A 24,899-nucleotide genomic window follows, 5' to 3' on the forward strand; every position below is an offset into this window, starting at 1 on the left:
ATTATGTTCTTAATTTATTGAAGATTTTTTAGTTCTGAATCTTAATGAAAATAAAAACACAATGATAAAACATAGTAAAGGAACAACATAAGAAAAATGAATATTCCCTGAAATATCGGTGATTTTACTTGCAATCGGTGGTATAATGGCACCTCCGACAATTGACATAATTAATAAACTCGATGCAGATTTTGTTTCTGCACCGGCTCCTTCTATTCCCAAAGCAAAAATCGTGGGAAACATAATTGACATAAAAAATGTAAGGGCAACCAATGCATATAACGTTGAAATTCCTGATCCCGCAATAACCCAGAAACTCAGAACTATGCTGATTACACTGTAAATTGCCAATAGTTTTTGTGGTGAAATATATCTCATGAAAAAAGTTCCTGCAAAACGCCCGATCATAAATAATAATCCTGCAACACCTGCATAATATTTAGCTTCCTGACCTTTCATATTGATGGCATCTTCTGCAAAAACCAAGAGAAAACTGAAGACATAAATTTGTGCTCCGATATAGAAAAACTGTGCAAGAACGCCCCATCCAACATTCTTCACACCTAAAACCTGCAGAAAATTTTTTGTTGATTTTTCCTTGCTCTCCGTTACTTCCGGTAGTTTTACGAATAAAAACAACAGCATTACCAATAGAATTATTAATCCTAATATAATGTAAGGTCCTTTTACGAGGGATGTTTCAGCTTGAATATAGGCTAATTTCGCTGCCTGATCGAGTCCGGCAAGTTCTTGCTGTGATTTTGGTTTCTTCGCTAAGAATAAAAATTCCACCCACAATAGGAGCAATTGAAGCTGCCAAACCATTAAAAGACTGTGCAAAATTTAATCTTTGGGTTGCTTTTTCAGGATCACCCAAAATCGTTATGTAAGGATTTGCGGCGGTTTCTAAAATCGCCAAACCGCATGACAAAACAAAAAGTGCTCCGAGAAAAAATGGATAACTAATTGTATTCGCTGCCGGAACAAACAAAAAACATCCGGCTGCAAAAAAGAACAACCCTACCAAAATTCCGGTTTTGTAGCCGTATTTCTGAATAATCATTCCGGCGGGAATTGCCAATAAAAAGTATGCTGCAAAAACAGATGAATCGACTAATGAAGCTTGGAAATGGTTCAGTTGAAAAGCACTTCGCAGGTGTTTAATCAAGATAGGATCCAGATTATGAATAAATCCCCAAAAGAAAAATAAACTCGTTATAAGAATCAGTGGAAAATAGTAATTTTTCTTTTTTGAAGAAGAAAACGAGTTTCCGGATTGGGTATTATTCATTGAATTTGGTTTTATGTATTGTTTTTTCTGTTTACAATGAAGAGGTTAATCGATTGTGCAATGTTTCATTGATTGCTCTTCAAAACGTAAACTTTTTCTGACTTTTAAAAGTATAATAATTTTCCGAATAAAAATTTGGCAGTGCAGGATAGTACAAGATAGTTCAATTATTCTGGAGATTTATTAAGGATTTGTTATTGTGTTTTTAGTTTTTTTGAAGGGATTTAGAAATGGTAAAGGAAGTTTAAAATTAATCTAAATTATTAAAGAATCCCTTTCTGATACAACCTTTTTTAACTATTTTTACCTCACAATATATAAACAGTATATGAGAAAAATCGCATTGGTGGGAATAATGGCTTTAGGAGGATTTCTAACAGCAAATGCACAGTGTAAAACGGTATCTACACTTACAGAAAATTTTGATACTTGGAAAGAGATCAACAAATGTTGGACGGCTCAGCAAGGAAAAGCAATGCTTTATGCCAGTGACAAAAAAATTATATTTTATTCGATGAACAATCCGGGAGAAAATATGTATTTGGTCACTCCAAAAATTAAAGCAGGAAAATATACATTGAGCCTTGATATTTCAGACAACGGAGGAGACACCACGCTGGAATTGTTCTCCATAAACAATCCATCCGATGCAAAATCGTATGCTTCAATCGTTAAATCTTCTAAAATAGAGGGCGGTAAAAAAACATTTGATATCTCTCTGAAAAAAGAGTCAAATTTGGGTCTTAAAGTTTTGCTGAATGGAGTGCATCAAGCAGTGTATGTGGATAATCTTTCTTTGAAGCCTAAAAAATAATTGTTTAAGATTTGAGATAAATTACTATTCGTGAAGAGAGAATTTCATTAAAGGAGACACAAAACCTCATCACATATAATTTTAATAATCACACTCTTATCACATTAATTAAAAATAATCCGATCCCGCATCGTTCTCCAAAGTCTCCCGACTTTGGAGTTCTGTTTTAGTGAATATATTTACAACAAGTGGGATGATTATAGAACTTGTTTGCACCTTTTATTTGAAGCTTTTTCCCGCTTTCCGCACTCGCGGCTAAGAATTTGCGACTGTTACAAAAAAATCAAACCTAACAGGTTTTAAAAACCTGTTAGGTTTGATAACCCTGAAAAATATCCAACCGGGAATATCTGAAATGTTTGAGATTCATCTCAAATATTCAATTAAATATTTCAATATTTTTCTTTATAAATCCTTAATTTGTATGTTTAAATTACATTTTTACTGCTCCACAATCGTTAAGGCATTATAGCCTGCAGGATTCGTTATAAACTGACTGGTTGTACCATCAAATCCTACCGAAATCCATGTAAATGGTCGTAATTTGTCCCCTTTATTCAGATAAACGCTCACTGTACAGGCAGAAACCTACAGGCACTGCATTGGGAGCAATTCCCGTATCTGAAGCGTAACCGTTATTTGTTTTTACCCTTTGAGTAATGGTCCCGGCTGGGTTTCTTACTTCCCAAATAGCTTCTGTCTGGTTGTTTCCACCCGTATTTACCTGGCTCGACTGCAATGCAAAAGTAAACGTCGCAAAATAGACACCGGTACGGGGTGCTATAAATTCGCCTGTAGCAGGATCGAAATTGGTATTTGCAACCCCCGAATCAGAATCTAAGACTTCCGTCCAATTTGTTAAATAAGACGATCTGCGCTGAACAATACCTGATTTAGTTCCTATTTCTGAAGGTGTTGCACTTTCAAACACATACGTGTCCTGTGTCGTTTTCTTCGCCATTACTACGATACGAGGTTTTCCTTTGGGATAAAAACTGATCCAATTCGTACCGTCGGAGAATTCTAAATACCCTTTTACCCCAATTGCCGGACTCGCTATGTAACGTAATGTTCCCGCTCCTGCCTGAACAGCCGTTTTATCGGTGTTTCCTATCGCTACAGAACCATTGGTTCCGCTGCGTAAGTCTATAGCTACTTTTGGAGTGGCAACCAACACGCCTATTTTTCCTGTATTATCTACAATTACATTGCCTGCATCAGTTTTAATTTCGACAGGATTTATAGGGTTTTGTACACCAATCCCAATTTGGGCGTTAAGCTGAGTTGCCAAGAATAACATAGGTATAAAAGTAGCGGTCGAGTTTTTTATCTTATTTTTTCGTTTCATCTTTGTTATGCTTTTACAATTCGCTAATGCTTAAATTATTTAGTTTGCCGTCATTTAAAGTATTTCTTGCACTGCCTATATTATGTTTAACACTAAATTTTATGGTATTATCTTTTTTAAGGTTAAAAATAGCGTTGCAATCACCACTTATATAGTTACTTACTGCATTAGCCTGAAATGCCGGATAAGAATTTACCGTTATAAATTCGGGAATAGTAGTAGCCGTAGATCCGTTACTTTCGATTGCCGTTTCCAGATATGTATTTTTTGGGATGTTACCAGTTGCCAACGTAATACTGAAGGACACCAAATAAAATCCGTCTCGTGGAGCAGTGAAAGTAGCACCGTCAAAATTGCCGCCTAAATCAATGGTTTCAGTCCATCCATCGATGTAGGTAACTGTGTTGTTTGGTATACTTTTACCGGAACTGTTAGTCGCATTTACAAGTGCTTTGGTGGGCGGCGCAAGTGGTAAAGAAATCCATTGTTCACCATCTGAATAGTCTAAAAATCCACCAATATTATAACGAATAGCTCCTGCTCCTGCCGCAGCTGGAGTTTGCGTATTAGTTCCAATCCCAACAAGACCTTCATTATCTGGCGAACGAACATCTACTTTAGTGACAGGATTTAAAAGTCCAACTCCTAATTTACCATCAAATGTTACTACGACATCATTGGATAGTTTCGCGGCATCCGGCGCTGTACCGTTGTCTTTTGCAGCGTCTATTTGCAAAGGCTGCATAGGATTTGGAGTAAAAAAACCTGTTTGTGCAGCCATTTTAGCTGTCGGAAAAATTAAAATACAAGCCAATAATGTATATCTGATATTCATTTTCTTTTTCATTATTTGTGTTTTAATGTTCTATAATGGTTAAATTATTAAACCCATCATCTGGATTTGCAGGATCTGAGGAATTACTGGTTACCCGAAGTAAAACGGCACCACTTGAAAGGGTATGAAGTAATCTTGCCACCACTTTTGTACCGGCAGATAAGGTAAGTGTAACGGTACTGGAACCTCCGGCTTGTGTAGAACGGGTAAAATTACCATCATCGGAAGTCCCCGTCATCGATTGACCGAATGTTTTATATACACTGGCGAAAATAGTACCCGTCACAGGATTATAAAACTGTGATTCTACTCTGGAGCCATCGTTAATAACGGTACTGGCAAAATTGAAGGTTAATAAAAAAGTATAAGTACCATCACGGGGAGCCATAAATTCACTTGTCATTGTATTGAAACTACTGCTCATATCGCGTACTACATTCCAGCCTGTAATAGGAGTTGCGGAATTGGGTGATATTGACTGGCTTGTGATTTTACGCAGCACCACAACTGCTTTTTGAGGAGCAACATAAGCTTTGTTCCATACAGAACCATCCGAAACTTCTATTTTTGCGCCTGTCGGTGCATTCAACACGTCATATCGTACAGCTCCGGCTCCCGCAGCAGTGGCAGTCATAGTGGTAGAACCTAAACCTAACGCATTTTCAGTACTTACCGATCTCATGTCTAATTTTACCTGTGGATTGAGGACACCTACCCCAATAAAACCGGTTGCCTTGTTGATAATCACATCATTGCTTAGTTGTGCGGTAGTAGGTATTCCTGTTGCTGCATTATCTTTGCCACCGTCTATATGAAAAGCCCCTTGTGGATTTCCTGTACCAATACCGATTTGAGCATTCATTATCCCGGTACAGCAACAGAGTATGGACAGTAGTATTATTTTATTTTTTCTTTTTTTCATCTGTTTTTTATTTTAGCAAAATTTAAATTATTGTAATTGTGTCAGTTGAGATGATGATTATATTGTTCGTCTCAATTTTTTCATCATACTAAAAATCGATTTTTCCATTTTGTGACTGTATTTCTGCTTAGATTAAAGTGTCTCGCCAGTTCACTGTTATTCAATTTGTTTTTCTTTTGATATTCAAGAATTTCAATAATTGCCGATCTGTCATACGAATGATGCTTCTGATTAAAAGAAAAATCTTCTTTGGTTATTTTATTAAAAAGAATCCGGCTAATCTCAATAATATCAAGTGTTGACAGATTATTTTTTGATAATAAATCCTTACATATTTCTTTTTTTTCAGGATATTTCAGGCTGATTATATCGTTGTATATTTTTTTGTAATCCGGTGTACTATTTTCTTTCATCATTGTGTTGTGACTGTCGGTATTTGTTAACCCATTTGTATATTGTTGTTTTAGGAATCTTGTATTCCTCCATGATTTGCGCCTTTGTTTTGTTGCCGTTTTCTATCTGTTCCAAAATAAAATCCACCACTTCCTTCATATAAATACTCTTTCTGAAATGCGGAAGTGAGGATTTTTTGTTTTCGATAGTATTATAATTGGTATTCGCTTGAGGAGCATACAAAATCAAATATTGTGAATAGATCCTGAAAAAATCATACTCAAGAAAAGTACTTAGTTTCAAGATAATCTCTGTATCCAACGACTTTTGAGACTGTATTGATTTCCATTCCAAATCAGTACATTTTAAAAATTTACATATGCGAAATGAATCGAATCCCTTTTCTGTCACACGCTGACTTATCAGGTTTCCCATGTGGATATTTTTCAGATCAAGAATCATGAATAAAATATTTTATATTTAAAATTTGTGTTTTTTAATAAGTGGTAACATAAATATCTCTTATTTTGTTATCCGTATTGTCTGTACAGTATAGAAACAGCCTTTTTTTGATTAGTCCGAAAAAATATCTTTTCAGGGTACATTCATATCCTACAGCCTGCACTTTTTCGATTTTGTAGCCTTTCAGCAAAAATTGCGCTTCTGAAATTGTTTTTCCTACAAGTATCTCATAGTTATTTTGTTGCATTTTTTCTCAAATAATGTTTTTATACCTAAAATTTCATTTGTGTTTTCAGAATAATCCAGCCCTATTTTACAGTATCCTTTCGATGCTTACACTGCTTTCAGCGGTTCCTCCAAAATTGTAACTGCTGATCGACCATGATGAACCGTCCAAAATCAAACGGAACGTCACATCATTATTAATATCAAGAAACAACACGCCGTCCGTAGAAGCAAGATAATTCCCTACATTAATAAAAGGAGATGCTTTACCCGACATATAAGTCTTTTCTACCCCATTTACCACCACGACAATTGTAATTCTGGCTCCGTTAAAATCAAATCCGGCTGTAAAACCACTGAATAATACATTGAAATTAATCCTGTACAATCCTTTCTGTCTTATTCTGAATGTTTCAGAATCTTTCACAACAGACAGATAATCAGAAAACTGCGAACTATTTGCCGGAACAGAAAATTTCAGATTATTAGAACTGCAAAGCTGTAAAAGCTGCCCGAAGAGATCAGAAGTAGAAATGCAGGTCATATTGGTACTGTTGATACTTGCCCGCGTCCACGTTGTCGACTTATTTTTGGTATTAAAAGCCTGCTCCCATTTTGTTCCGTCGTAGACTTTGGTAAGACTTTCCGCTTTATTGTACATCAACATCGCTTCCATTGTAGCATCGTCGTCATATTTATCCGGTTGAGAAGCGTTGTATTTTGGTAATATCGTTTCGTTTTCTGCCACAGGAAGAATCAATACTTTCTGTCCGGAATTTTGGAGCTCAAGCTGCGTATTGCTACTGGAAAGCGTTGATCCGCCTATAATAACTTGGGAATTTGCTGTCATAAATCCCAACATACTTATTAATATTAAATATTTTTTCATGTGTTTAATTTTTATGGGATTATCTTAATTTTTGAATATTAACAAAGGTTTCTCTATGATCCACAGAATTTGAAAAAGAAGAGATCACAGAATCCGTATTTACAGCAGCCTGAAGCCTGATCCGGGAATTGGCAGGTAACGTAACCGAAGCAGAAACGCTTCCACTTTTATTACCTCCCTGTCCCAGATCAATGAAAATCCCACCGTACAGTTTAGTTTCTTCAAAAGCTAATGTCGACCAGTTTGTTCCTCCGTCGTAGCTTACATCAATGCTTACCCAAAACGTAGCATCTTTTCCTAAAGAAATTAATGAAAACCCATCAAACCCTGTAGCCGCGGAAATATAATACAGCCCCGCTTCTGGTATTTGGATCACATGATCACTACCGTTTGTAGGCATTGTCGTACTAAGGTTATTCACTAATAATTGAGACCTGTTTGTGACCGGAGAAAGTGAAATTGTCTGTTTGCTATTGCTTCCGAAAAGTGCCAAAACACTACACGTACTTATCGTTATCGGAGTAAACGGCGGAAAAGGATTAAGAGCCTGTATTCCTAAACAATTCCATGTTTTTGAATTGTCGGCTTTTCTTCGTGTTAAAAAAGGATTATACCATCCTCCGAGCTGAAGCGCAGGAATCCACGTCGTTCCGTCGTATTTATAATATTGTTTGTCTTCTTTATTGTACAAAATTGCACCTTCCAGAGCAGCTTCATCATTAAAATAATCTTCCTGAGCATTATTAAATAACGGGAAAGCGGTAATATTTTCAGCACGGGTAAAAATAACGCCTTTAGTGGCATCTTTTATATCCAGTAAAGCATTTTGATGGGCAGAAACCGGCAGTTTTGGAAATCATCACCTGCGCACTGAATAACGTTGCAGCCAGTAAAGCTGCAGCCGATAAATATATTTTAGGATACATAATTTTTAAGAATTAATGATTTATAAAATAATTTTTTCGAAGATCAACTCCCCTTTTCCATACGTATTATTGTTTTGAAAGCTGGTCGATGAGTTAATTAAAGGTGAAAATCCGGATTGCATGAAACCTTCTAATCGGAATTTTTCTCCGGCATTCACCTGCACAACGATCGAACCGTTAAAAACAGGTGAATATCCCAAATTGTCATTGTCACTTGTAAAAGACTTAGAATCAATGGTTGAGAATACTGTAGGCGTTGCTACTGCTGTCTTTTGGAGTCTCAACTGAATCTCATCCGTATTGAGTCCATTAAAAGTTGCATAAGACCTGTAAGTTACTCTGTACAAACCTGTTTCGTTCACCGTTACCACATTTGATGTCAAAGAAAGGTTAATAGAACTTCCCTGAAAATCTGAACTTCCGTTGTTAATGAGCGGGATAATTCCTGAAGCTGTACAGCCATATGGAGGAAGAAACCCGCCGTTGCAGGAAAGATTCAGATTGGAGGGACGCGAAAAGTGGGCAAAATACTGCGGTCTTACCTCTACAACATAATTGTAAATACTCGACCAATTGGTTCCGTCATGCTCATAAATAGTAGAATTACCTTTACTGTAAGCTATTGCTCCCCTAAAATTGTTATCGTTATCCGGATCTGCCGCATTGGTGATCTGTGAAACTACGGGCAGCAAAACTGCTTTTGAGGGATTTGAAGATTTCACATCCAGAATGGAATTCTGATGAGGTTCGTGATCGGCAGGATTGGGAGCAATAGCTATTTGAGCATACCATAAACTCTCAAAAAGCAGTAGCGAAATAAAATAGTGTTTTTTCATCATCATTTTTTTTAAGTGTTACAAAATGTAAATTGGATCAAACGCGTTTTTTTCAAAAGCAATAGATTTTTAATCATTATTCGGTTGTGTGTGTTTTTAGAATCTGTGTAACAAAGACTCGGAATTAATTCCAATTATTCATTGAATTACAGTGCAATGTTAGAAACTTTTAGAGGGTAGTTCAAAATGAGAGGAGTTGTAAATTCGGAAATTCAAACTTAAATAATCCTTCAATAATCACTTTATTATTAATAAATTACCTCTTTACGAATCAAAATAAGTCGTATTTTTAACTTAGAAAATCCTCAAGAGAAAAAGAAACGATGTTGCGGGGAAATATTTAAAAAAGATGACTAATTAAAAATAATTATTTTCAAACTTTTAACTCATTAAAAATCAGAATATTAAAATAAAATCATATAGTTATAAATTCGGAATTTATTACAAAATAAACGCAGGTTATGAATTAAATAGCATTAAAATTGTAATCTAAAAAAACAAATACAAAGATGTCCACAAGAAAAATTATTCTCCTACTATTCAGTTTGGTTTTCGGTTTCTATTACGCACAAGTTGGTAATAGAACAATCACAAAAGAAAGTATTGATAATGAGATTGCTTTAAGTAAGAAAAATACTTTTGATCAAAAGAAAACTTTGGCTTTATTTTTAAAGATAAATAAAGATTCAAAAGGCATTAATTATTCAGAAGGCATTATAGCCAGTGCAAAAAAATTAATGATTCTCTATCACAGTACCGGAGAAGATGAAAAATCGATCGAATATTCTCAAGAATTAGAAAAGGAGGCAAAAAAGCTCAATGATAACGAATCTATTTCTACGGCAATTATTCAAAGGGCAACCGATCTTTCTTCACTCGGTCTTTCCGACGAAAGCTATAAAGAACTTCAAAATGCAAAATATTACGTCAACAAGATTACAGATGTCAACACGAAACATTATCATATGTCTCTTATCTATCAAGGGTTCGCTGGAGGTTATTATGTTCCTAAAAAAGCAAATCAGGATACCATTTTATCTTATTTCAAAAAAAGTCTGAATGAGGTAAAACAAATTTCCGATAATAAAAATAATGTACGACAGACCGAAGAAAAATATGATATGATCTCTTATCTTTATATGAATATGGGGATGTTTTATGCCATAGTACATCAACCTAAAAGATTAGATATCGCTGAAGAATACCTGCAAAATTCACTGAGTACGATTAATAGCAGGAAATTTACTGAGATTAAAGGTGATAAAATACCTATTTTAAATTATTTAGGTAATTTTTATTCGGAGCAAAATAAAAATGCAAAGGCTATAGACTATGCAAGGCAAGTCATAAAACTCGAAAAAACAACAAAATCTCCTTCCGCAAGAGTGGCTGCTTATGCAACTTTAGCTAATTCTTATGAAGCAATTAAAAATAAAGATTCTACGATAAAATATATGTCGCTTTACACCAATCTTAGTGACAGTCTGGCTCACATCGATAGGTTATCTGCAGATAAAACGATAAAAAAAATCAGTTCAAAACAAGATAAAGCACATAAAGATAATGAATTACAAATCGTTATTATTTCGTGCATTATTTTCTTATTGCTGGTTGCATCCGGTTGGTTTTTCTGGAGACGAAATCAAAATAAGATTCATAAAAAGTACGAAACAGTTATTGAAAACCTTAAAAAAGAAGCAAAAACAAGAGAAATCGAACCTGTTTTAGTTGAAATCGAAAATAAAAACCCAGAAAATGTTATAAGTATCTCTGAAGACACCACCACTTCCCTATTAAACAAGCTTTCGAAATTTGAAAAATCCGAAAAATTCCTGAAAAAAGATATGAGTCTTTCTTCTTTATCAACTTCATTGAATACGAATCCTCGATATCTTTCAGAAATTATAAAGCAACACAGAGGAAAAAATTTCAATAATTATCTTCATGGGTTACGAATCTACTACATTACCAATAAGTTATATGAAACTCCTGTTTTCCGGGAATATAAAATAAGCTATCTCGCAGAATTCTGCGGGTTTTCTTCCAGAGAAGTTTTCGCTGTGATATTCAAAAAAGAAACCGGTGTTACGCCTTCATACTTCATCAGTCAGCTCAAAAAAGATGATATTAAACAAGAAATTATATAAAAAAGTAAAAACACTTAACCACAAAAAATTTGTGTGTCAAAATAAAGCTTAAAATAAAAAACAGTTGCAGAAATCCGCAACTGTTTTTTTATAATTTATCGTGTAGTATAGCCTCCGTTTGCGAAGATTGTTTGTCCGGTAATCCACCATCCATCGGTTACTAAAAACTCAATCAAAGGAGCAATATCTTTAATATTGGTTAATCCGCCCAAAGCTGATGCAGATTTGTGATAAGCCACTGCATCATCACTCTCTTGCCCGTAGAAAAAAGGCGTATCCATCGGACCCGGCGCAACAGCATTTACAGAAATTCCTCTTTCTCCAAATTCTTTAGAAGCAGCTCTTGTAAAATGCTCTACCGGAGCTTTAGCACCTGCATACGTGGAATACAACCCTGTATAAGCTGCTAATAATGAAGTAACAATGGTACAGATTTTACCATTATCATTAAGTTTTTTACCCGCTTCCTGCAAAAAGAAATATGCAGATTTTGAATTAACACCAAACATGGTATCATATTCTGCTTCTGAAGTCTCTGTAAACGGTTTCTTTAATACCATTCCCACTGTATTGATGGCGATATCAATACCTCCGAATTTGGAAATTGTCTCGTCAAATAATCTGGTAATATTTTCTATTTTGGTTAAATCACCCTGAAATAAAAAAGCTTCTGCCCCCAAAGTCTGAACTTCCTCCAATGTGTTTTCGCTTTCAGCTCTAGCTCCTTCGCTGTTATAATGTATTGCCAGTTTTGCACCTTTTACCGCAAAATCTTTGCTTAATAATCCACCCAAATTTTTACCTCCTCCGGCGATCAATACTACCTTATCTTTCAAATCATTTTTTGACATGTACATGTTTTTTTTTAATTGTTAAGTCTTACAAATGTGGATATTATCCATTAAAAAGACACCTTATTTTCCAAGGTATATGTTATCAATTCGGAATTTCTTTTGACTAAAATACGTTCTAGACTTAGATATAATACGAAAGATCAGTTAAAAATAAAAAATTTGAGAAAAGCATTTTTACTACTTTTCCATCCTTATGATACAATGGGATTATTGTTTTGTGGCGATTTCAAAAAAGAATTAAAAAGATGAGTAATTAAAGTGAATATAGATTAATTAACACTAAGCTAAATTTAATATATACTTGACATTAGCTCAACACGAATTGCTTATTTTTGCCATGCATTGAAACCGTGTCGTGCCTTATAATGGAGGATTTTAAAAAAATATATTTAGATTACAAATATCAAGTATACTTTTTTGTCAAAAAGTTTATTTCCAACATTGAGGATATAGACGATGTGGTGCAGGAAATTTTTATCCACCTTTGGAAGCATTCTTCTTCTCTTAAAAATCCCCAGACTTTAGAATCTATCATCTTTAAAACAGCTCAACAGGAAGTTTCTAATTTTTATCGAAAAAATAAAATGCTCTTTTCTTTTTCAGATGAAAGTTTTATAGAAGATGAAGCCGATTCAGAAAAAACGGATCATGAATTTAAAGAAGAGCAACTACAAAAAATACAAAACCTTCTGGAAGAGCTTCCTGAAAAAAGCAAAACTTTTTTTTATAAAAATAAATTAGAGAAAATTACCTATTCTCAGCTCGCCAAAGAAAATAACATCTCAAAAACAGCGGTAGAAAAGCAAGTCAAAAAAGTCATTCTCTATATAAAGACGAATTTACATCTATTTTAACCAAATATTAACCCGTATAAACAAATCATTAATTCCATCTCTTCAGGGTGGAAATTTTTATTTTACCACGTAATTATAATTGTATGAAAGATTCTCAAAAACATTTTGAAAAAATTTGGAAAACCGTCTCCGAAGAAAAAAAGGAAATGGATGCTGCAACCGATTCCAGAATCTGGAGAGGAATAGAAGCGAGAATTAAACAAATGAATAAACAAAAATATTACTGGATGGCTGCGGCGGCTATTTTGGTGCCTTTATTCGGGATTTTATTTTTCTATAAAGATATTGAGCCAAAAGACACGAAAAATGATTTGCCGACATTGGTACTGCAAACTAAAGAATTTTCTAAAACCTTCAGACTGTCTGATCATAGTGTGATAACGTTGGAAACCTTACAGCAAACTATCCATTAATAAAGATTTTGGAAAGAAATATAGAAATGTGGAATTTCAGGGGAAAGCTTTTTTCTCGATTGCAAAAGATAAATCTAAACCTTTTATAGTAGATGCAGGTGTTTTCAGTGTTGAAGTATTGGGAACAAAATTCTCAGTTGACCAAAAATCAAAAGAAAAAAAAGTAAAACTGCTTGAAGGAAAAGTGAAAATAGACCACAACGGCAAACTCACTTATCTTCTCCCTAATGAAAACTGGAGCACTTCTCCGGCAAAAAATGATTTTCATTATTATGCAACGACTGTGGTAAAGCCTTTTACTTTTGAAAACACAACTTTCGAGGATGCTATAACTGAAATAGAAAATACGTACGGAACTCATATCACCTATCCAAAAAGAATTACTAAAAACGAGGTATCCGGTTCGTTCTCAGGAAATCTGAAAGAAATTCTTTCCATTATAAATTACCCCTTTAACCTAAAAACTGTTTTTAAAAATGAAAATGAAATAACGCTCTATTAAAATAAAACAGCACCAATAATGTGGCGTTATCAGTGCTTGTAATTAATTCAAACTCGCTAAAGAATAATAAATTAACTCTTCAAATTTATGAAAAAAACTGCAATATCTATTGCTTTACTCGCAGCTATGGGACTTCCTGTGCTCAATTATGCGCAAACCCAGGCTAATCTGCCTGTAACAAACAATCAAAGGCAGGTACAACTCGTTAAAATCCTTAAAAATCTAGAGAAATCTACCAAAACAAAATTCTTCTATTCTGCCTCAGATTTTAAAAACATTTGGGTGGATGAAAACAGAATAAACTATTCATCATTAAAGCAAAGTTTAGAGTATCTGAAAAAAGCTGTTCCCTTAGATTATCAAATTCAGAATAATACGGTAACTCTTAGGAAATTAGCTTCTAATAATGCTCTTGCTGAAAATGAAATAAAACCAAAAAACGATACAATAAACCAACAGGAGAAAAAAATAGAGGAAGTTGTAGTTGTGGGTTACGGTACACAAAAGAAATCTATTATAACCGGATCTGTATCTGTTGTAAAGGGTTCAACAGCAGAAGGACAACCCGTACTTTCAGCCGGAAATGCTTTACAGGGTCTTGCAGCCGGAGTTACGGTGACTACCCAAACAGGAGCTCCTGGAGGTGATGCAGGAAATATCAGAATCAGAGGGATCAATAGTTTTGGAGGTTCCGACAGCAATCCTCTATTTATTATCGACGGTGTTGCAGGAAATATTAATGATGTTGATGTTAATATGATTGAGTCTATTTCCGTTCTTAAGGATGCTGCTTCTGCTGCAATATATGGTTCCAGAGCAGCAGGTGGAGTTATTCTTGTAACCACAAAACGTGCTAAAGGAAATAAATTATCTGCTCAATACAGAATGTACACAGGATGGCAAAGAGCAACAGCAATACCCAAAGTTACCGACGGTCTTACGTACATGAAAGTATTTAATGATGCAAGTATGAATGACAACGGGACAAAGATTTATAGCGATGATGCTATTAATGCTTTTGCAGAAGACTACAAAAAAAATCCCAGCAACTATGACTGGCAAAAAGCGATTCTTCAGGGAAGCGGATTCTTGCAGGATCATTATTTTTCGTTATCGGCAAAATCCGGAATCATAAGTGTTGCGCCGTCATTTGGATATTCGAAACAGGAAGGTATTATTAAAAATACCGATTTTACGAGGTTTACTTTCCGTAATAATATGGATATTACTCCGAATGACCAATGGAATATCCGACTGGATATGTCATTCGTAAACAAAGACAGAAAACAGATTGCCGATGAAGGCACGATCTGGAATTATCTTGGTAGAATGCCTACGAATATTCCTATTTACTATGGCAATAATTATTCTGACGGATGGGTGAAAATTAATCCCGTTGGTTTTATCGAAAATGGTGGAAATCGTCTGCAAAACGACTTAGAATTCATAGGAAACATGAATATTTCTTACAAACCTACAGATTGGTTGACATTAAAAGGTCTTGTCGCTCCACGTTATCACACGACCAATATCCATCTTTTCAGAAAAAGCGTTCCCACTTTTTACGAAGACGGAACTCCGGCTGGTTCTGCCAATACTTTTACAGAACTTACAGAATCTGCAAGACGTCAGTTTTACGGAACCTATCAGTTTCAGGCGGATGCAAAAAAAGATTTTGGTAAGCACAGTTTTGAGCTTCTTGCGGGAGCTTCCAGAGAAACGTATAATGAAAAAATATTATCAGGATACAGAAGAGATTTTCTCTACAATAACTACGAACAGCTGGATGCCGGTGCAGATAACGAGACTAAAGATAATGGAGGTTCGGAATACGAATGGCTCTTGGTTTCCGCTTTTGGGAGATTAAATTATAATTACGATCAAAAATATTTATTTGAAGCTAATGTAAGATATGATGGTACTTCAAGGTTTATCGGCAAAAACCGTTGGGCAGTTTTCCCATCATTTTCTGCAGGTTGGGTGGTTTCAAGAGAAAGTTTTTTTGAGGGTTTAAGAGGAACAATCAGCCAGTTAAAACTGAGAGGTTCTTGGGGGAAATTGGGAAATCAGAACATCAGTTCTTCATACTACCCTTTTTCAGAACCATTATCATTGGGAGGTACTTCTATGAACGGACAAGTGTATCAAACGATACAGCAATTAGTCATGTCTAATCCTGATCTGAAGTGGGAAGAAACCACCATGTCAGGCGTTGGTGTCGATTTATCTTTATGGAAAAAATTAGACTTAACTTTTGATCTTTACAATAAAAAAACAGACGGAATTCTTTTAAGATTAAACACTTCTCAGCTTACAGGTTTAGAAGCACCTATTCAGAATGCGGCGACGGTAGGCAACAAAGGTTGGGAAATCGGCGCACAGTATAATGAAAAATGGGGAGATTTTAAAATGAATATCGGTTTCAATCTTTCTGACGTCAAAAATGAAATTCTTGATATGAAAGGTCAGTCTTCCGGAACAATTCTTCGTCAGCAGGTTGGTTCTTCGGTGAATTCTATTTATGGTTTTATCGCCGATGGATTATACCAAAGTCAGGCAGAAATCAACGCCGGTCCGACACAATTCGGAACTTTAAAACCGGGAGACATCAGATATAAAGATATTGCCGGAGCTTTTGATGCCAATGGAAATCCGATTGGGGACGGAAAAATTACAGATGCCGACAGAACCATTATCGGAAGTACAGTTCCCAGATACACTTATGGTTTCAATATGGGTCTTTCTTATAAAGGCTTCAGATTATCTGCTTTAATACAAGGTGTAGGAAAAGTGGACGGTTATCTGGATTCACATTACGTAATTCCTGCGGTAAACTCAAGTGCTGTGAAACCTTGGCAGCTCGATTACTGGTCACCGGAAAATCCAAATGCTCAGTTTCCGCGTGTTTCTCTGACTTCTACAAACAACACCCAAAACTCAACCATGTGGATGAGAAGTGCAGCGTATATGCGTCTTAAAAACCTACAGATCGGATATGAATTGCCTAAATCTTTTATAGATAATACATTCCTGCAAAGTGTTTATATCTATCTAAATGGACAAAATCTCTTGACTTTCACAAAATTCTACGAAGGATATGACCCGGAAATCAACTACAATGCAGGAAGTTCTGACGGCGTTGCTCTGGGAGGCGGAAACTTCTATCCACAAGTAAAAACGTACTCATTCGGTATTGATGTTAAATTTTAATGATAAAAAAATGAAAAACTTTTTAAAAATATCTTTATTAGCCATAATCACTTCGTGCTCAAGCGCCGATATGGATTTAGAACCCCTTAACGGACCAACATCCGGAACTTTCCCCGCATCTTACGAGGAAGGAAAAATGGGACTTTTTGCAGCGTACAGAAACTTAAGCACGTTGGATGCAGCAAGTACTCCGATGTGGCACGTGATGGATAATATTACGGATATCGGGTATGCAAGACCGGGAACCAATTATACCTCCCCTATCACGAGTTCTATTACGACGACCAATGCATTAACGATAAAACCGTGGGAAATTCACTATAAAACAATTGCAAGATGTCACGCCGTACTCGATAAATTGGATGGAATTGCAGGACTTACCGAAGCTCAAAGACAGGAACTCGGTTCGGAATTAAGATTTGTTCGTGCGTATGCTTATTCTCAATTGATCGAGCTTTACGGAGATGTTCCGTTAATAAAATCAGCAGTTACGCTTGACAATGCTAATGTTCCCAGAACACCCGTTGCAGAAATTCAACAATTTATTATTGATGAACTTGGAGCTGTTGCACCTCAACTTCCGATATCACAATCGCAGTTCGGAAATGTACGTGCATCCCGTATCGCCGCTTTACTCTTAAAATCCAGAGTTGAACTTTATTCTAAACAATATGCAGCTGCAGCGGCTACTTCGAAGCAGGCTTTAGACTTATCTGCAGGAGTTTATAGTTTGACACCGTTCAATACTTCTGTGAATTATGTGGGTAAAGATCACACTGTAGGAGAGCCGGATCCTAGCAATATATTTGGGCATACCGGTTTTTCCAGTAGTAAAGAATGGATCTGGGTTGCCGAATACAATAAGAATGTACCGGGATACCTGCACAATCAGCAATATTATGCAGCATCTCGTTTGGGGAAAGGAGTTTGCTATTGGGGACCTACTCAAAATCTTATCGATTCGTATGAAATGACAGATGGTTTATCAATAACAGAATCTCCGTTGTATGATGAAGCAAATCCATTTAAAAACAGAGATCCACGTTTGGATATGTACGCTGTACGTCCGCATTCAAGATATCTCGGATACCAATTTGAGCCGAATACGTCTTTCACAAAAGTAAATAATTATTGGTCGACTGGAGCACCAACACAAGTTGCTAATGCCGATGCAACCAATGCTTATCGTTCTTTCAGTGGTTATCTTTGGAGAAAAGTGGTTGATATTGCTGATTTTAATTCTACCTCAGTAAGTGGAAATTCAGATTTAAATGTTGGAATTTTCAGGTTGCCGGAATTACTATTGATTTATGCAGAAGCAAAAATTGAATTGAATCAGTTGGATAATTCTGTTTATGATGCGATTAATCAAATCAGAACACGTGCAAAAATGCCGGTTTTAAATCCCGGAATGTCACAAGTTCAATTAAGAAAAGCCCTTCGATATGAAAGAAAAGTAGAATTGGCAAATGACGGATTAAGATGGTATGACATAAGACGTTGGGGAATTGCAAACAATGTAATGAACGGATATTTATACCTGAACCGTAACGGAAACAACTGGACAAAATCTGTAGTAACAGGCTTTGATGAAAGTGCAAATCCTATTTATAATTATTCACAAGCTTCGGCATCTTTCACAACACAGCAAGTTGTTTATACCATCAATAAAGATGAATATTGGCCAATCCCACAATCGGAAATGGATGCAAACCCTTCGTTAAAACAAAACCCAGGATATTAATTATAAAAGATTATGAAGAAGAATATATCAATATTGCTTTTACTGCTGTCTGCAGTGGTTTTTGCACAGGAAAAATTTCAAGCTCCCAAATTAGACAACGAAAAATCTTGGAGTATCATCTTGATTCCGGATACACAAAACTATGTGAAATGGAACAGAAATCAGCCTATTTTAGATTTGATGGTAAGATGGATTGAAGATAATATTTCTCCGCTTAACATTAAAATGGTTTGTCAGGTTGGAGACTTGGTGGAACATAATAATATTCTAAATCAAGGATATGACGGTGATCAAAGTGCCGATGACCAATGGAAATCTGTGCAGTCAATCCTTGGAAGACTCAATGGAAAAGTACCTTATGTAGCTGCAACAGGAAATCATGACTTCAGTATTAATGAAGAAGGCAGAAGATTTTCTCGTTATAATGAGTTTTTTCCTTCTAATTTTAATAGTTTAAATCAGAAATATTTAGCACAGAACTTTTATAATGATGCAGGTGCTCCAAGTATGGAAAACTCTGTTTTGGAATTGAAAGGATTAAATGGTCTAGACTATTTATTTTTAAATCTTGAATTTGCACCGAGAAATAAAACGCTGGAATGGGCTAAAAAAGTCTTGGATATGCCTCAATACAAAAATCATAAATCGATTTTAATCACCCATGCTTTTCTGAATGAGAAAGACAAGAGAACGGATAAAGAGAATTCGTGGTTTATGTACGAGCCTTTTTTGGTAAATAATATCCCGCAAAAGTCTAAAACCATCGCACTTCCGGAGTCTAATAACGGAGAACAGATATGGCAAAAACTGATACAGCCGTCTCAAAACCTCGAGTTGGTGTTAAGTGGTCATATCTCAGGTGAAGGTTTCCGCGTGGATTCTAACAGTTCTGGGAAAAACGTGAACCAAATGCTTTTTGATATGCAGAGCGAAGGCGGCGGTCATCGTGACGGGAACGGAGGTGATGGGTGGATCAGAATTATTGAGTTCTATCCGGATAATAAAACCGTGAAAGTGAAGACTTATTCACCACTTTTTGGTATTTCGCCGGTTACTCAGAAAAATGCTTATAAGACCGATGCTAGAAACGAGTACACTTTTAAACTTTCGGAATAGTCATATTTTTGATATCAAAAATAGTAAAGACTGCTTGTAATCAAGCAGTCTTTATTTTAAGCTAGTTGCTAACCTCAACAACAGGAAATCAGACTTATCAGTCAAAATGAATTGACATATTGATACAAATAGAGAAAAATGTGGTATCCTTCTTATCAGTTTTCTTAGTTTACATCTGGGCTATCTAATTTAACAAAACTGGGGTAATAAAACAGCTCAGAGTCTCCTTAATTTTGTCCCAATAAAAAAGATTATGGAAAATACATTTAGAATCCCACAACTTCTTTTAAGATATGCTTTAGGAATTACATTTCTGACTCCCGTTGCAGACAGACTTGGAATATTAGGAGCGCCGGGAACAGGAAATATAGAGTGGGGAAACTGGAATAATTTTATCGATTATACCTCTACTCTGATGCCGATTTTTGAAAGATCTATGGTTAACATCATGGGAGGAATCGCAACAGTAAGTGAATTATTGATCGGAATCTGTCTAATCATCGGATTTAAAACCAAATACGTAGCCATCGGAGCTTCACTTATTACCTTGATGTTCATTATTTTCATGACCCTTTCGGTAGGGATTCAAAAACCAATTAATTATGGAGTGTTTACCGCATCAGCAGCGGGTTTTCTTCTGTCTTTTATCCCAAAATATCATTGGAGTATTGATGGTTTTTTAAACAACAAATCAGATTCAGGCAAAAATTAATAAAATAACAATAAATCATAACAAAATGGCAACAAGAATTAAAATCGATCAGGTAGAACCCAACGGTTATAAAGCGATTCTCGGATTAGAAAAATTCATCGAAAGTACACCGCTTACGAAAACACATAAAGATTTAATTAAAATCAGAGCATCACAAATCAATGGCTGTGCATTCTGTATCGATATGCATACGAAGGAAGCTCGAAAAACAGGTGAAACCGAACAACGTATTTATGCACTTAATGCATGGCGCGACACTCCGTTTTTCACAGAAGAAGAACGTGTGATTTTAGCTCTGACAGAAGAAGTTACCTTGATAAGCAATCATGTAAAAGACGAAACTTACGAAGCTGCAGAAAATATATTAGGACAAACGTACTTAGCACAGGTTATTCTTGCCATCATCACGATCAATGCATGGAACAGGATCGGAATTACTACTTTATTGATTCCTGCTCAAGATCAATAAATCATAATTTATTTTTTATCATTGTTGTCTCCATTCTTAGTGGGGACATTTTTTATTCATTTATTAATTGTTTAATATTTAACTTTGATATAACATAATACGCTTTTATTGCATTAAAAACATTTGATATGCTTCCTTACAAATCACTCATACAGCTCAATAGAGATTCAAATGTTGCTTTATATATTCAGTTGTGCAATAGTTTTATCAAACTGATAACTACGGGTGCGCTTCAACCTTCGGATGTTTTACCCAGTACGCGTGTCCTTTCAGAATTGATCGGACTTAATCGAAATACCGTAAAACTTGCCTATGAAGAACTTATGAGTCAGGGATGGGCAGAATCGGTTGAAAGAAAAGGAATTTATGTACTTTCTAAACTTCCTATTCTTCTCCAAAAGAAAAAAACAAATTTTGAAGAATCTATAGAAACGCCAAATGAAGGATTTTCCTGGACAAACCCTTTTAAAGAGAGACAAATTGAAGAAAATTATCAGCAATCTTTGCTTACTATTGATGACGGATTTCCGGATGTCCGTTTAACGCCGATCGATCTTTTAATGAGAGAATATCGCAGCATTTCAAAGAAATTTTACGGGAAAAATTACCTTAAATATGGATTTCCGGAAGGCTCGGAAAACCTTCGTTCCGCTTTGTCACGCTACTTGTCAAATACTCGTGGACTTGTTGTGAATCCCGAAAATCTGTTGATCACCAAAGGAAGCCAAATGGGAATTTATCTCGCAGCGCAACTTCTCCTCAAAGAATCCGACAATATTGCAGTTGGCGTATCTAATTATCGTTCTGCCGATGAAATATTTACTTATACAGGCGCAAATCTCATCCGCATTCCTGTAGATGAACATGGAATGGATATTGATATTTTAGAAGAAATTGTAAAGAAAAAGACGATAAAAGCGGTCTATATTATTCCTCATCATCATTTTCCGACTACGGTAACCATGAGTATGGAACGCAGGTTGAAGTTATTGAAATTAGCAAAAGAATATCAATTTGCTATTATTGAAGACGATTATGACTTTGATTTTCATTATGATGCAAAACCTTACATTCCTCTTGCAAGTATTGATCACAACCGAAATGTTATCTATATCGGATCCATTACCAAAACTTTTGCTCCTGCTCTGCGAATCGGGTTTATGGTTGCCCAACCAAGTTTTGTAAAAGCAGCATCTTCCTTACGACGACTTATAGACAAACAAGGAGACTCACTGTTGGAAGAAGCTTTTTCCTCTTTATTTGACAACGGAGAAATGGAAAGACATTTCAGAAAATCTTTAAAAATATACAAGCATCGCAGAGATCTGTTTTGTGAGATTTTGCAAAGCAACTTCAATGATGTTATTGAATTTAAAATTCCTGAAGGAGGATTGGCGGTTTGGTCGGTTTTCGATCCATCAATTAATCTCCAAAAGCTTTCTACGACTGCGAAAAAGAAGGGATTAAAAATTTCAGACGGATCTTTTTACAATAATGAAGCATATACTCCAAATGGTCTCAGATTAGGTTTTGCTTCACTTAATGAAAAAGAAATTGAAAAGTCGCTGGAGTTATTGAGAATTATTATTTAATATTCCACCGCTGAGTTTGAATAATATTATGGGGAAATCAAGAAAAAAATTAATTATTTTTAATTTTAACATATTTAAAGTAATGAACCAGCAACTCATACTATTGCCGATTCATTCATGATAAATATTAACTTGGAGTTTATTCTTAGTATTTATTGTATTGAGGAAGCGCATTATTTTTTATGATATGCTACCATTATTTTTTAAGAAATTATAGATTTCTATTTGTGATCTTTTAGGGAGTGCAGCTTCCTTATTTTCAATAATATTTTCACCTTTTCTGTTGATAGTGCGTTTTTTGGTATTGTCTTCTACTTGTAATTCTATAATTTTATTGAGTTGTTTCTTTAATGCTTCATCAAAAATCGGAAAAGCAATTTCTATTCTGCGACTCAGATTTCGGCTCAGCATATCCGCAGATGCAAGGTAGATTTTCTCATCGCCATTATTGTGAAATTTATAAATCCGTGAGTGCTCTAGAAACATATCCACGATTCTGTAAATTTTAATATTTTCAGAATACCCTTTTATTCCCGGTAAAAGCGTGTAGATTCCTCGGATAATCAAAACAATTTCAACTCCGGCGTTATTGGCTTCAACCAGTTTTTCTATAATTTCCTTTTCGTCTAAACCATTAGCTTTTATAAATATGGAGGCATCTCTTCCGTTTTTCTTATTCTCGATTTCAAGATCGATTTGCTGTAGAATATTTTCTTTCAAATTAAATCCGGCAACCCATAAATGATTAATAGATGACTTCTTCTCCTTAGTTTTTAAAAATTTAAATACCTGCTTGAGATCATCCGTATATTTGGTATCCGAAGTGAAAAAACCAAAATCAGAATAAATTCCTGCCGTACTTTCATTAAAATTTCCTGTGGAAAGATAGGCATAGGTTTTTGTTTTACTTTTTCTTTTATAAGTAAATAGCGCTGCTTTTGCATGAACTTTAAGATTAGGAAGACTATACATGATCGTTATTCCCGCTTTTTTCATTTCATTTGCCCAAAACAGGTTGTTGTTCTCATCAAAACGAGCCTTCACCTCAACAAAAACCGTTACTTTCTTTCCGTTTTTTGCTGCACTTATTAATGCATTGGCAATAAGTGATTGCGAAGATATTCTGTATAAGGTAACTTTTATGTCTACAATATCCTTATTCACAGCTGCTTCATTAAACAACTGCAAAACATAATGATAAGAGTGATAAGGAAAGTGAAGCAAATGGTTGGATTCTTCTATATTTTCAAAAACCGACTTTTTATTTTCAAAATAAGGATATTTTAAGGGAGAATAGGGTTCGTTTTGTAACGCAGGATATTTCGGATTAGGAAATTTAAACAAGTCAAAAAAATTATGATGCGTCCCGCCTTCTACCATTTCATTTTCCTCGATCTGAAAAACTTTTTTACAAAAATCTACCATTTCCGGCGGCATATTGAGGTCATATAAAAATCTTGTTGAAGAACCTGTCTTGCGTTCTTCAATTTTCTTTTTGATCTTAACAACCAAGTTTCCGGAAGTTTCATCATCTATAAAATAATTTTCATCTCTGTTTATTTTAATAGAATATACTCCCAAAATTTCTTGTCCGGTAAAGATATAAGGAAGGCACTTTTTAATGATTGTATCTAAAGAAATAATAAAGTTCTCGTCTCCTATTTTACTCAACGATATATATCTGCTAAGCTTATCAGACGGGATATTTACATAACAGTATCTCTCGGTATTTCCTTCTTTTAGCTTTATTAAAAGGTAAAGCTGCCTGTTATTTAAGAAATATTCTTTGCCGGAATCTTCTGAAAGATATACCAACTGAATATAAGATAGAATTGTCGTTTTAAAATAACTTTCAATCTCTTCGAGATGAAGAGTTTCTATGGTCTGGTTTTCATAATAAACAATACCATTGTTCTGCAATTCTTTGAGAATTTCGTTTTTCCAGATTTTCCCGAATGCTAATTGCTGACGGATTATTTCAGCATTAATTTTCTTGAGCAAGTCTTTTTTAGAATCCGATTTCAATAATAACTTATTTACTTTCACCCTGTAAAACTCATCGAGATTTGAGGAATGTATGGCGAGAAATTTTATTCTTTCATAAAGAGGATTGCTTTTATCTGCCGCTTCCTGAAGCACACAATTATTAAAGGATAACCAAGAAAGTTCTGCAGGAAAAATTTCCGGAGAAGGAGTTTTATTTTCTTTCATATACTCTAGTTTCTACCCGATTATTGTTCAGCTTTATCCATTAAATAAAGGTAACAATACATCATCATGTAGTACGAATTGAAAAATGATTAAGCCATAAAATATCTCTTTTAGCAATAAAATACTTTACAATT

General features: G+C 35.1%; 26 protein-coding genes and 1 pseudogene. 11 read left to right on the top strand and 16 right to left on the bottom strand.

Annotated elements, in window-relative coordinates:
* Positions 1–9: 9 nt before the first annotated feature.
* Both J3D55_RS15430 and J3D55_RS15435 read right to left on the bottom strand, forming a co-directional pair.
* Positions 10–792: an MFS transporter gene (locus J3D55_RS15430; RefSeq protein ID WP_259132387.1), complete on the bottom strand. Its 783-nt coding sequence runs from the start codon at positions 790–792 to the stop codon at positions 10–12.
* A complete protein-coding gene (locus tag J3D55_RS15435) occupies positions 701–1,291 on the bottom strand; it encodes an MFS transporter (RefSeq protein WP_259132388.1) in 591 nt (196 codons plus the stop codon). The genes J3D55_RS15430 and J3D55_RS15435 overlap by 92 nt, the downstream gene beginning before the upstream one ends.
* 328 nt (positions 1,292–1,619) lie before the next feature.
* On the opposite strand from J3D55_RS15435, the gene J3D55_RS15440 reads away from it, so the two are divergent.
* Positions 1,620–2,105, top strand: a complete 486-nt coding sequence (locus J3D55_RS15440) for a hypothetical protein (protein WP_259132389.1) — start codon at positions 1,620–1,622, stop codon at positions 2,103–2,105.
* Between the two features lie 441 nt (positions 2,106–2,546).
* Here the strand turns inward: J3D55_RS15440 and J3D55_RS15445 are convergent, their stop codons facing one another.
* The 12 genes and pseudogenes from J3D55_RS15445 to J3D55_RS15495 all read right to left on the bottom strand — a co-directional run bounded on the left by J3D55_RS15445 (position 2,547) and on the right by J3D55_RS15495 (position 8,941).
* Positions 2,547–2,678, bottom strand: coding sequence for a hypothetical protein (locus tag J3D55_RS15445; protein WP_259132390.1), 132 nt, complete (start codon positions 2,676–2,678; stop codon positions 2,547–2,549).
* Positions 2,659–3,453 (bottom strand): hypothetical protein, encoded by a 795-nt coding sequence (locus tag J3D55_RS15450; RefSeq protein WP_259132391.1) that lies wholly within the window; start codon positions 3,451–3,453, stop codon positions 2,659–2,661. Before J3D55_RS15450 ends, J3D55_RS15445 begins: the two co-directional genes overlap by 20 nt.
* A 13-nt stretch (positions 3,454–3,466) precedes the next feature.
* Entirely contained in the window at positions 3,467–4,300 is an 834-nt protein-coding gene (locus J3D55_RS15455; protein WP_259132392.1) for a hypothetical protein, read from the bottom strand.
* Positions 4,301–4,310: 10 nt separating this feature from the next.
* Entirely contained in the window at positions 4,311–5,210 is a 900-nt protein-coding gene (locus J3D55_RS15460) for a hypothetical protein (RefSeq protein ID WP_259132393.1), read from the bottom strand.
* Positions 5,211–5,293: 83 nt separating this feature from the next.
* Positions 5,294–5,626 carry a helix-turn-helix domain-containing protein gene (locus J3D55_RS15465; protein WP_310467123.1) on the bottom strand — a complete coding sequence of 111 codons (333 nt, stop codon included), beginning with the start codon at positions 5,624–5,626 and terminating at the stop codon, positions 5,294–5,296.
* A complete protein-coding gene (locus J3D55_RS15470) occupies positions 5,610–5,957 on the bottom strand; it encodes a helix-turn-helix domain-containing protein (RefSeq protein ID WP_310467125.1) in 348 nt (115 codons plus the stop codon). The genes J3D55_RS15465 and J3D55_RS15470 overlap by 17 nt, the downstream gene beginning before the upstream one ends.
* Positions 5,958–6,099: 142 nt before the next feature.
* On the bottom strand, positions 6,100–6,312 hold the full coding sequence (locus J3D55_RS15475) for a hypothetical protein (protein ID WP_259132395.1): 213 nt from the start codon (positions 6,310–6,312) through the stop codon (positions 6,100–6,102).
* Between the two features lie 66 nt (positions 6,313–6,378).
* On the bottom strand, positions 6,379–7,179 hold the full coding sequence (locus tag J3D55_RS15480) for a hypothetical protein (RefSeq protein WP_259132396.1): 801 nt from the start codon (positions 7,177–7,179) through the stop codon (positions 6,379–6,381).
* A 19-nt stretch (positions 7,180–7,198) separates the two neighbouring features.
* Positions 7,199–7,870, bottom strand: coding sequence for a hypothetical protein (locus J3D55_RS15485; RefSeq protein ID WP_259132397.1), 672 nt, complete (start codon positions 7,868–7,870; stop codon positions 7,199–7,201).
* Positions 7,871–8,026, bottom strand: a pseudogene (locus J3D55_RS22715) (hypothetical protein); the annotation flags it as partial.
* On the bottom strand, positions 7,974–8,105 hold the full coding sequence (locus tag J3D55_RS15490; protein WP_259132398.1) for a hypothetical protein: 132 nt from the start codon (positions 8,103–8,105) through the stop codon (positions 7,974–7,976). The gene J3D55_RS15490 and the pseudogene J3D55_RS22715, both read right to left, overlap by 53 nt.
* 20 nt (positions 8,106–8,125) lie before the next feature.
* Entirely contained in the window at positions 8,126–8,941 is an 816-nt protein-coding gene (locus J3D55_RS15495; protein ID WP_259132399.1) for a phage tail-like protein, read from the bottom strand.
* 509 nt (positions 8,942–9,450) lie between these two features.
* Here J3D55_RS15495 and J3D55_RS15500 point away from each other — a divergent pair.
* Positions 9,451–11,088, top strand: a complete 1,638-nt coding sequence (locus tag J3D55_RS15500) for a helix-turn-helix domain-containing protein (RefSeq protein WP_259132400.1) — start codon at positions 9,451–9,453, stop codon at positions 11,086–11,088.
* A gap of 95 nt (positions 11,089–11,183) precedes the next feature.
* Here J3D55_RS15500 and J3D55_RS15505 read toward each other — a convergent pair whose 3' ends face one another.
* Positions 11,184–11,939 carry an SDR family oxidoreductase gene (locus J3D55_RS15505; protein WP_259132401.1) on the bottom strand — a complete coding sequence of 252 codons (756 nt, stop codon included), beginning with the start codon at positions 11,937–11,939 and terminating at the stop codon, positions 11,184–11,186.
* A gap of 368 nt (positions 11,940–12,307) precedes the next feature.
* Between J3D55_RS15505 and J3D55_RS15510 the strand changes: the two genes are divergently transcribed.
* The 9 genes from J3D55_RS15510 to pdxR all read left to right on the top strand — a co-directional run bounded on the left by J3D55_RS15510 (position 12,308) and on the right by pdxR (position 22,554).
* The gene (locus tag J3D55_RS15510) at positions 12,308–12,796 is read left to right on the top strand and encodes an RNA polymerase sigma factor (RefSeq protein ID WP_259132402.1); all 489 of its coding nucleotides are present in this window, start codon (positions 12,308–12,310) and stop codon (positions 12,794–12,796) included.
* A gap of 83 nt (positions 12,797–12,879) precedes the next feature.
* Entirely contained in the window at positions 12,880–13,209 is a 330-nt protein-coding gene (locus J3D55_RS15515) for a hypothetical protein (RefSeq protein WP_259132403.1), read from the top strand.
* Between the two features lie 28 nt (positions 13,210–13,237).
* The gene (locus J3D55_RS15520) at positions 13,238–13,711 is read left to right on the top strand and encodes a FecR family protein (RefSeq protein WP_259132404.1); all 474 of its coding nucleotides are present in this window, start codon (positions 13,238–13,240) and stop codon (positions 13,709–13,711) included.
* An 87-nt stretch (positions 13,712–13,798) separates the two neighbouring features.
* Positions 13,799–16,921 carry a SusC/RagA family TonB-linked outer membrane protein gene (locus tag J3D55_RS15525; protein WP_259132405.1) on the top strand — a complete coding sequence of 1,041 codons (3,123 nt, stop codon included), beginning with the start codon at positions 13,799–13,801 and terminating at the stop codon, positions 16,919–16,921.
* Between the two features lie 10 nt (positions 16,922–16,931).
* Entirely contained in the window at positions 16,932–18,665 is a 1,734-nt protein-coding gene (locus J3D55_RS15530; protein WP_259132406.1) for a RagB/SusD family nutrient uptake outer membrane protein, read from the top strand.
* A gap of 12 nt (positions 18,666–18,677) precedes the next feature.
* Positions 18,678–19,781 carry a metallophosphoesterase gene (locus J3D55_RS15535; RefSeq protein ID WP_259132407.1) on the top strand — a complete coding sequence of 368 codons (1,104 nt, stop codon included), beginning with the start codon at positions 18,678–18,680 and terminating at the stop codon, positions 19,779–19,781.
* A 253-nt stretch (positions 19,782–20,034) separates the two neighbouring features.
* Positions 20,035–20,493, top strand: coding sequence for a DoxX family membrane protein (locus tag J3D55_RS15540; RefSeq protein WP_259132408.1), 459 nt, complete (start codon positions 20,035–20,037; stop codon positions 20,491–20,493).
* A 25-nt stretch (positions 20,494–20,518) separates the two neighbouring features.
* The gene (locus J3D55_RS15545; RefSeq protein WP_259132409.1) at positions 20,519–20,962 is read left to right on the top strand and encodes a carboxymuconolactone decarboxylase family protein; all 444 of its coding nucleotides are present in this window, start codon (positions 20,519–20,521) and stop codon (positions 20,960–20,962) included.
* Positions 20,963–21,090: 128 nt separating this feature from the next.
* Positions 21,091–22,554: a MocR-like pyridoxine biosynthesis transcription factor PdxR gene (gene pdxR, locus J3D55_RS15550; RefSeq protein ID WP_259132410.1), complete on the top strand. Its 1,464-nt coding sequence runs from the start codon at positions 21,091–21,093 to the stop codon at positions 22,552–22,554.
* A 180-nt stretch (positions 22,555–22,734) separates the two neighbouring features.
* On the opposite strand, the gene ppk1 is transcribed toward pdxR, so the two are convergent.
* Positions 22,735–24,765, bottom strand: coding sequence for a polyphosphate kinase 1 (gene ppk1, locus J3D55_RS15555; RefSeq protein ID WP_259132411.1), 2,031 nt, complete (start codon positions 24,763–24,765; stop codon positions 22,735–22,737).
* Positions 24,766–24,899 lie beyond the last annotated feature (134 nt).

The organism is Chryseobacterium ginsenosidimutans (assembly GCF_024807225.1).
In the GTDB taxonomy this organism is placed as follows: domain Bacteria; phylum Bacteroidota; class Bacteroidia; order Flavobacteriales; family Weeksellaceae; genus Chryseobacterium; species Chryseobacterium ginsenosidimutans.

Excerpts from the sequence above, each read along its gene's own strand:
- J3D55_RS15435 (WP_259132388.1), bottom strand. The coding sequence starts at position 1,291 with ATGAATAATACCCAATCCGGAAACTCGTTTTCTTCTTCAAAAAAGAAA.
- J3D55_RS15440 (WP_259132389.1), top strand. The coding sequence starts at position 1,620 with ATGAGAAAAATCGCATTGGTGGGAATAATGGCTTTAGGAGGATTTCTA.
- J3D55_RS15450 (WP_259132391.1), bottom strand. The coding sequence starts at position 3,453 with ATGAAACGAAAAAATAAGATAAAAAACTCGACCGCTACTTTTATACCT.
- J3D55_RS15455 (WP_259132392.1), bottom strand. The coding sequence starts at position 4,300 with ATGAAAAAGAAAATGAATATCAGATATACATTATTGGCTTGTATTTTA.
- J3D55_RS15460 (WP_259132393.1), bottom strand. The coding sequence starts at position 5,210 with ATGAAAAAAAGAAAAAATAAAATAATACTACTGTCCATACTCTGTTGC.
- J3D55_RS15465 (WP_310467123.1), bottom strand. The coding sequence starts at position 5,626 with ATGATGAAAGAAAATAGTACACCGGATTACAAAAAAATATACAACGAT.
- J3D55_RS15475 (WP_259132395.1), bottom strand. The coding sequence starts at position 6,312 with ATGCAACAAAATAACTATGAGATACTTGTAGGAAAAACAATTTCAGAA.
- J3D55_RS15480 (WP_259132396.1), bottom strand. The coding sequence starts at position 7,179 with ATGAAAAAATATTTAATATTAATAAGTATGTTGGGATTTATGACAGCA.
- J3D55_RS15490 (WP_259132398.1), bottom strand. The coding sequence starts at position 8,105 with ATGTATCCTAAAATATATTTATCGGCTGCAGCTTTACTGGCTGCAACG.
- J3D55_RS15495 (WP_259132399.1), bottom strand. The coding sequence starts at position 8,941 with ATGAAAAAACACTATTTTATTTCGCTACTGCTTTTTGAGAGTTTATGG.
- J3D55_RS15500 (WP_259132400.1), top strand. The coding sequence starts at position 9,451 with ATGTCCACAAGAAAAATTATTCTCCTACTATTCAGTTTGGTTTTCGGT.
- J3D55_RS15505 (WP_259132401.1), bottom strand. The coding sequence starts at position 11,939 with ATGTCAAAAAATGATTTGAAAGATAAGGTAGTATTGATCGCCGGAGGA.
- J3D55_RS15510 (WP_259132402.1), top strand. The coding sequence starts at position 12,308 with ATGGAGGATTTTAAAAAAATATATTTAGATTACAAATATCAAGTATAC.
- J3D55_RS15515 (WP_259132403.1), top strand. The coding sequence starts at position 12,880 with ATGAAAGATTCTCAAAAACATTTTGAAAAAATTTGGAAAACCGTCTCC.
- J3D55_RS15525 (WP_259132405.1), top strand. The coding sequence starts at position 13,799 with ATGAAAAAAACTGCAATATCTATTGCTTTACTCGCAGCTATGGGACTT.
- J3D55_RS15530 (WP_259132406.1), top strand. The coding sequence starts at position 16,932 with ATGAAAAACTTTTTAAAAATATCTTTATTAGCCATAATCACTTCGTGC.
- J3D55_RS15535 (WP_259132407.1), top strand. The coding sequence starts at position 18,678 with ATGAAGAAGAATATATCAATATTGCTTTTACTGCTGTCTGCAGTGGTT.
- J3D55_RS15540 (WP_259132408.1), top strand. The coding sequence starts at position 20,035 with ATGGAAAATACATTTAGAATCCCACAACTTCTTTTAAGATATGCTTTA.
- J3D55_RS15545 (WP_259132409.1), top strand. The coding sequence starts at position 20,519 with ATGGCAACAAGAATTAAAATCGATCAGGTAGAACCCAACGGTTATAAA.
- pdxR (WP_259132410.1), top strand. The coding sequence starts at position 21,091 with ATGCTTCCTTACAAATCACTCATACAGCTCAATAGAGATTCAAATGTT.
- ppk1 (WP_259132411.1), bottom strand. The coding sequence starts at position 24,765 with ATGAAAGAAAATAAAACTCCTTCTCCGGAAATTTTTCCTGCAGAACTT.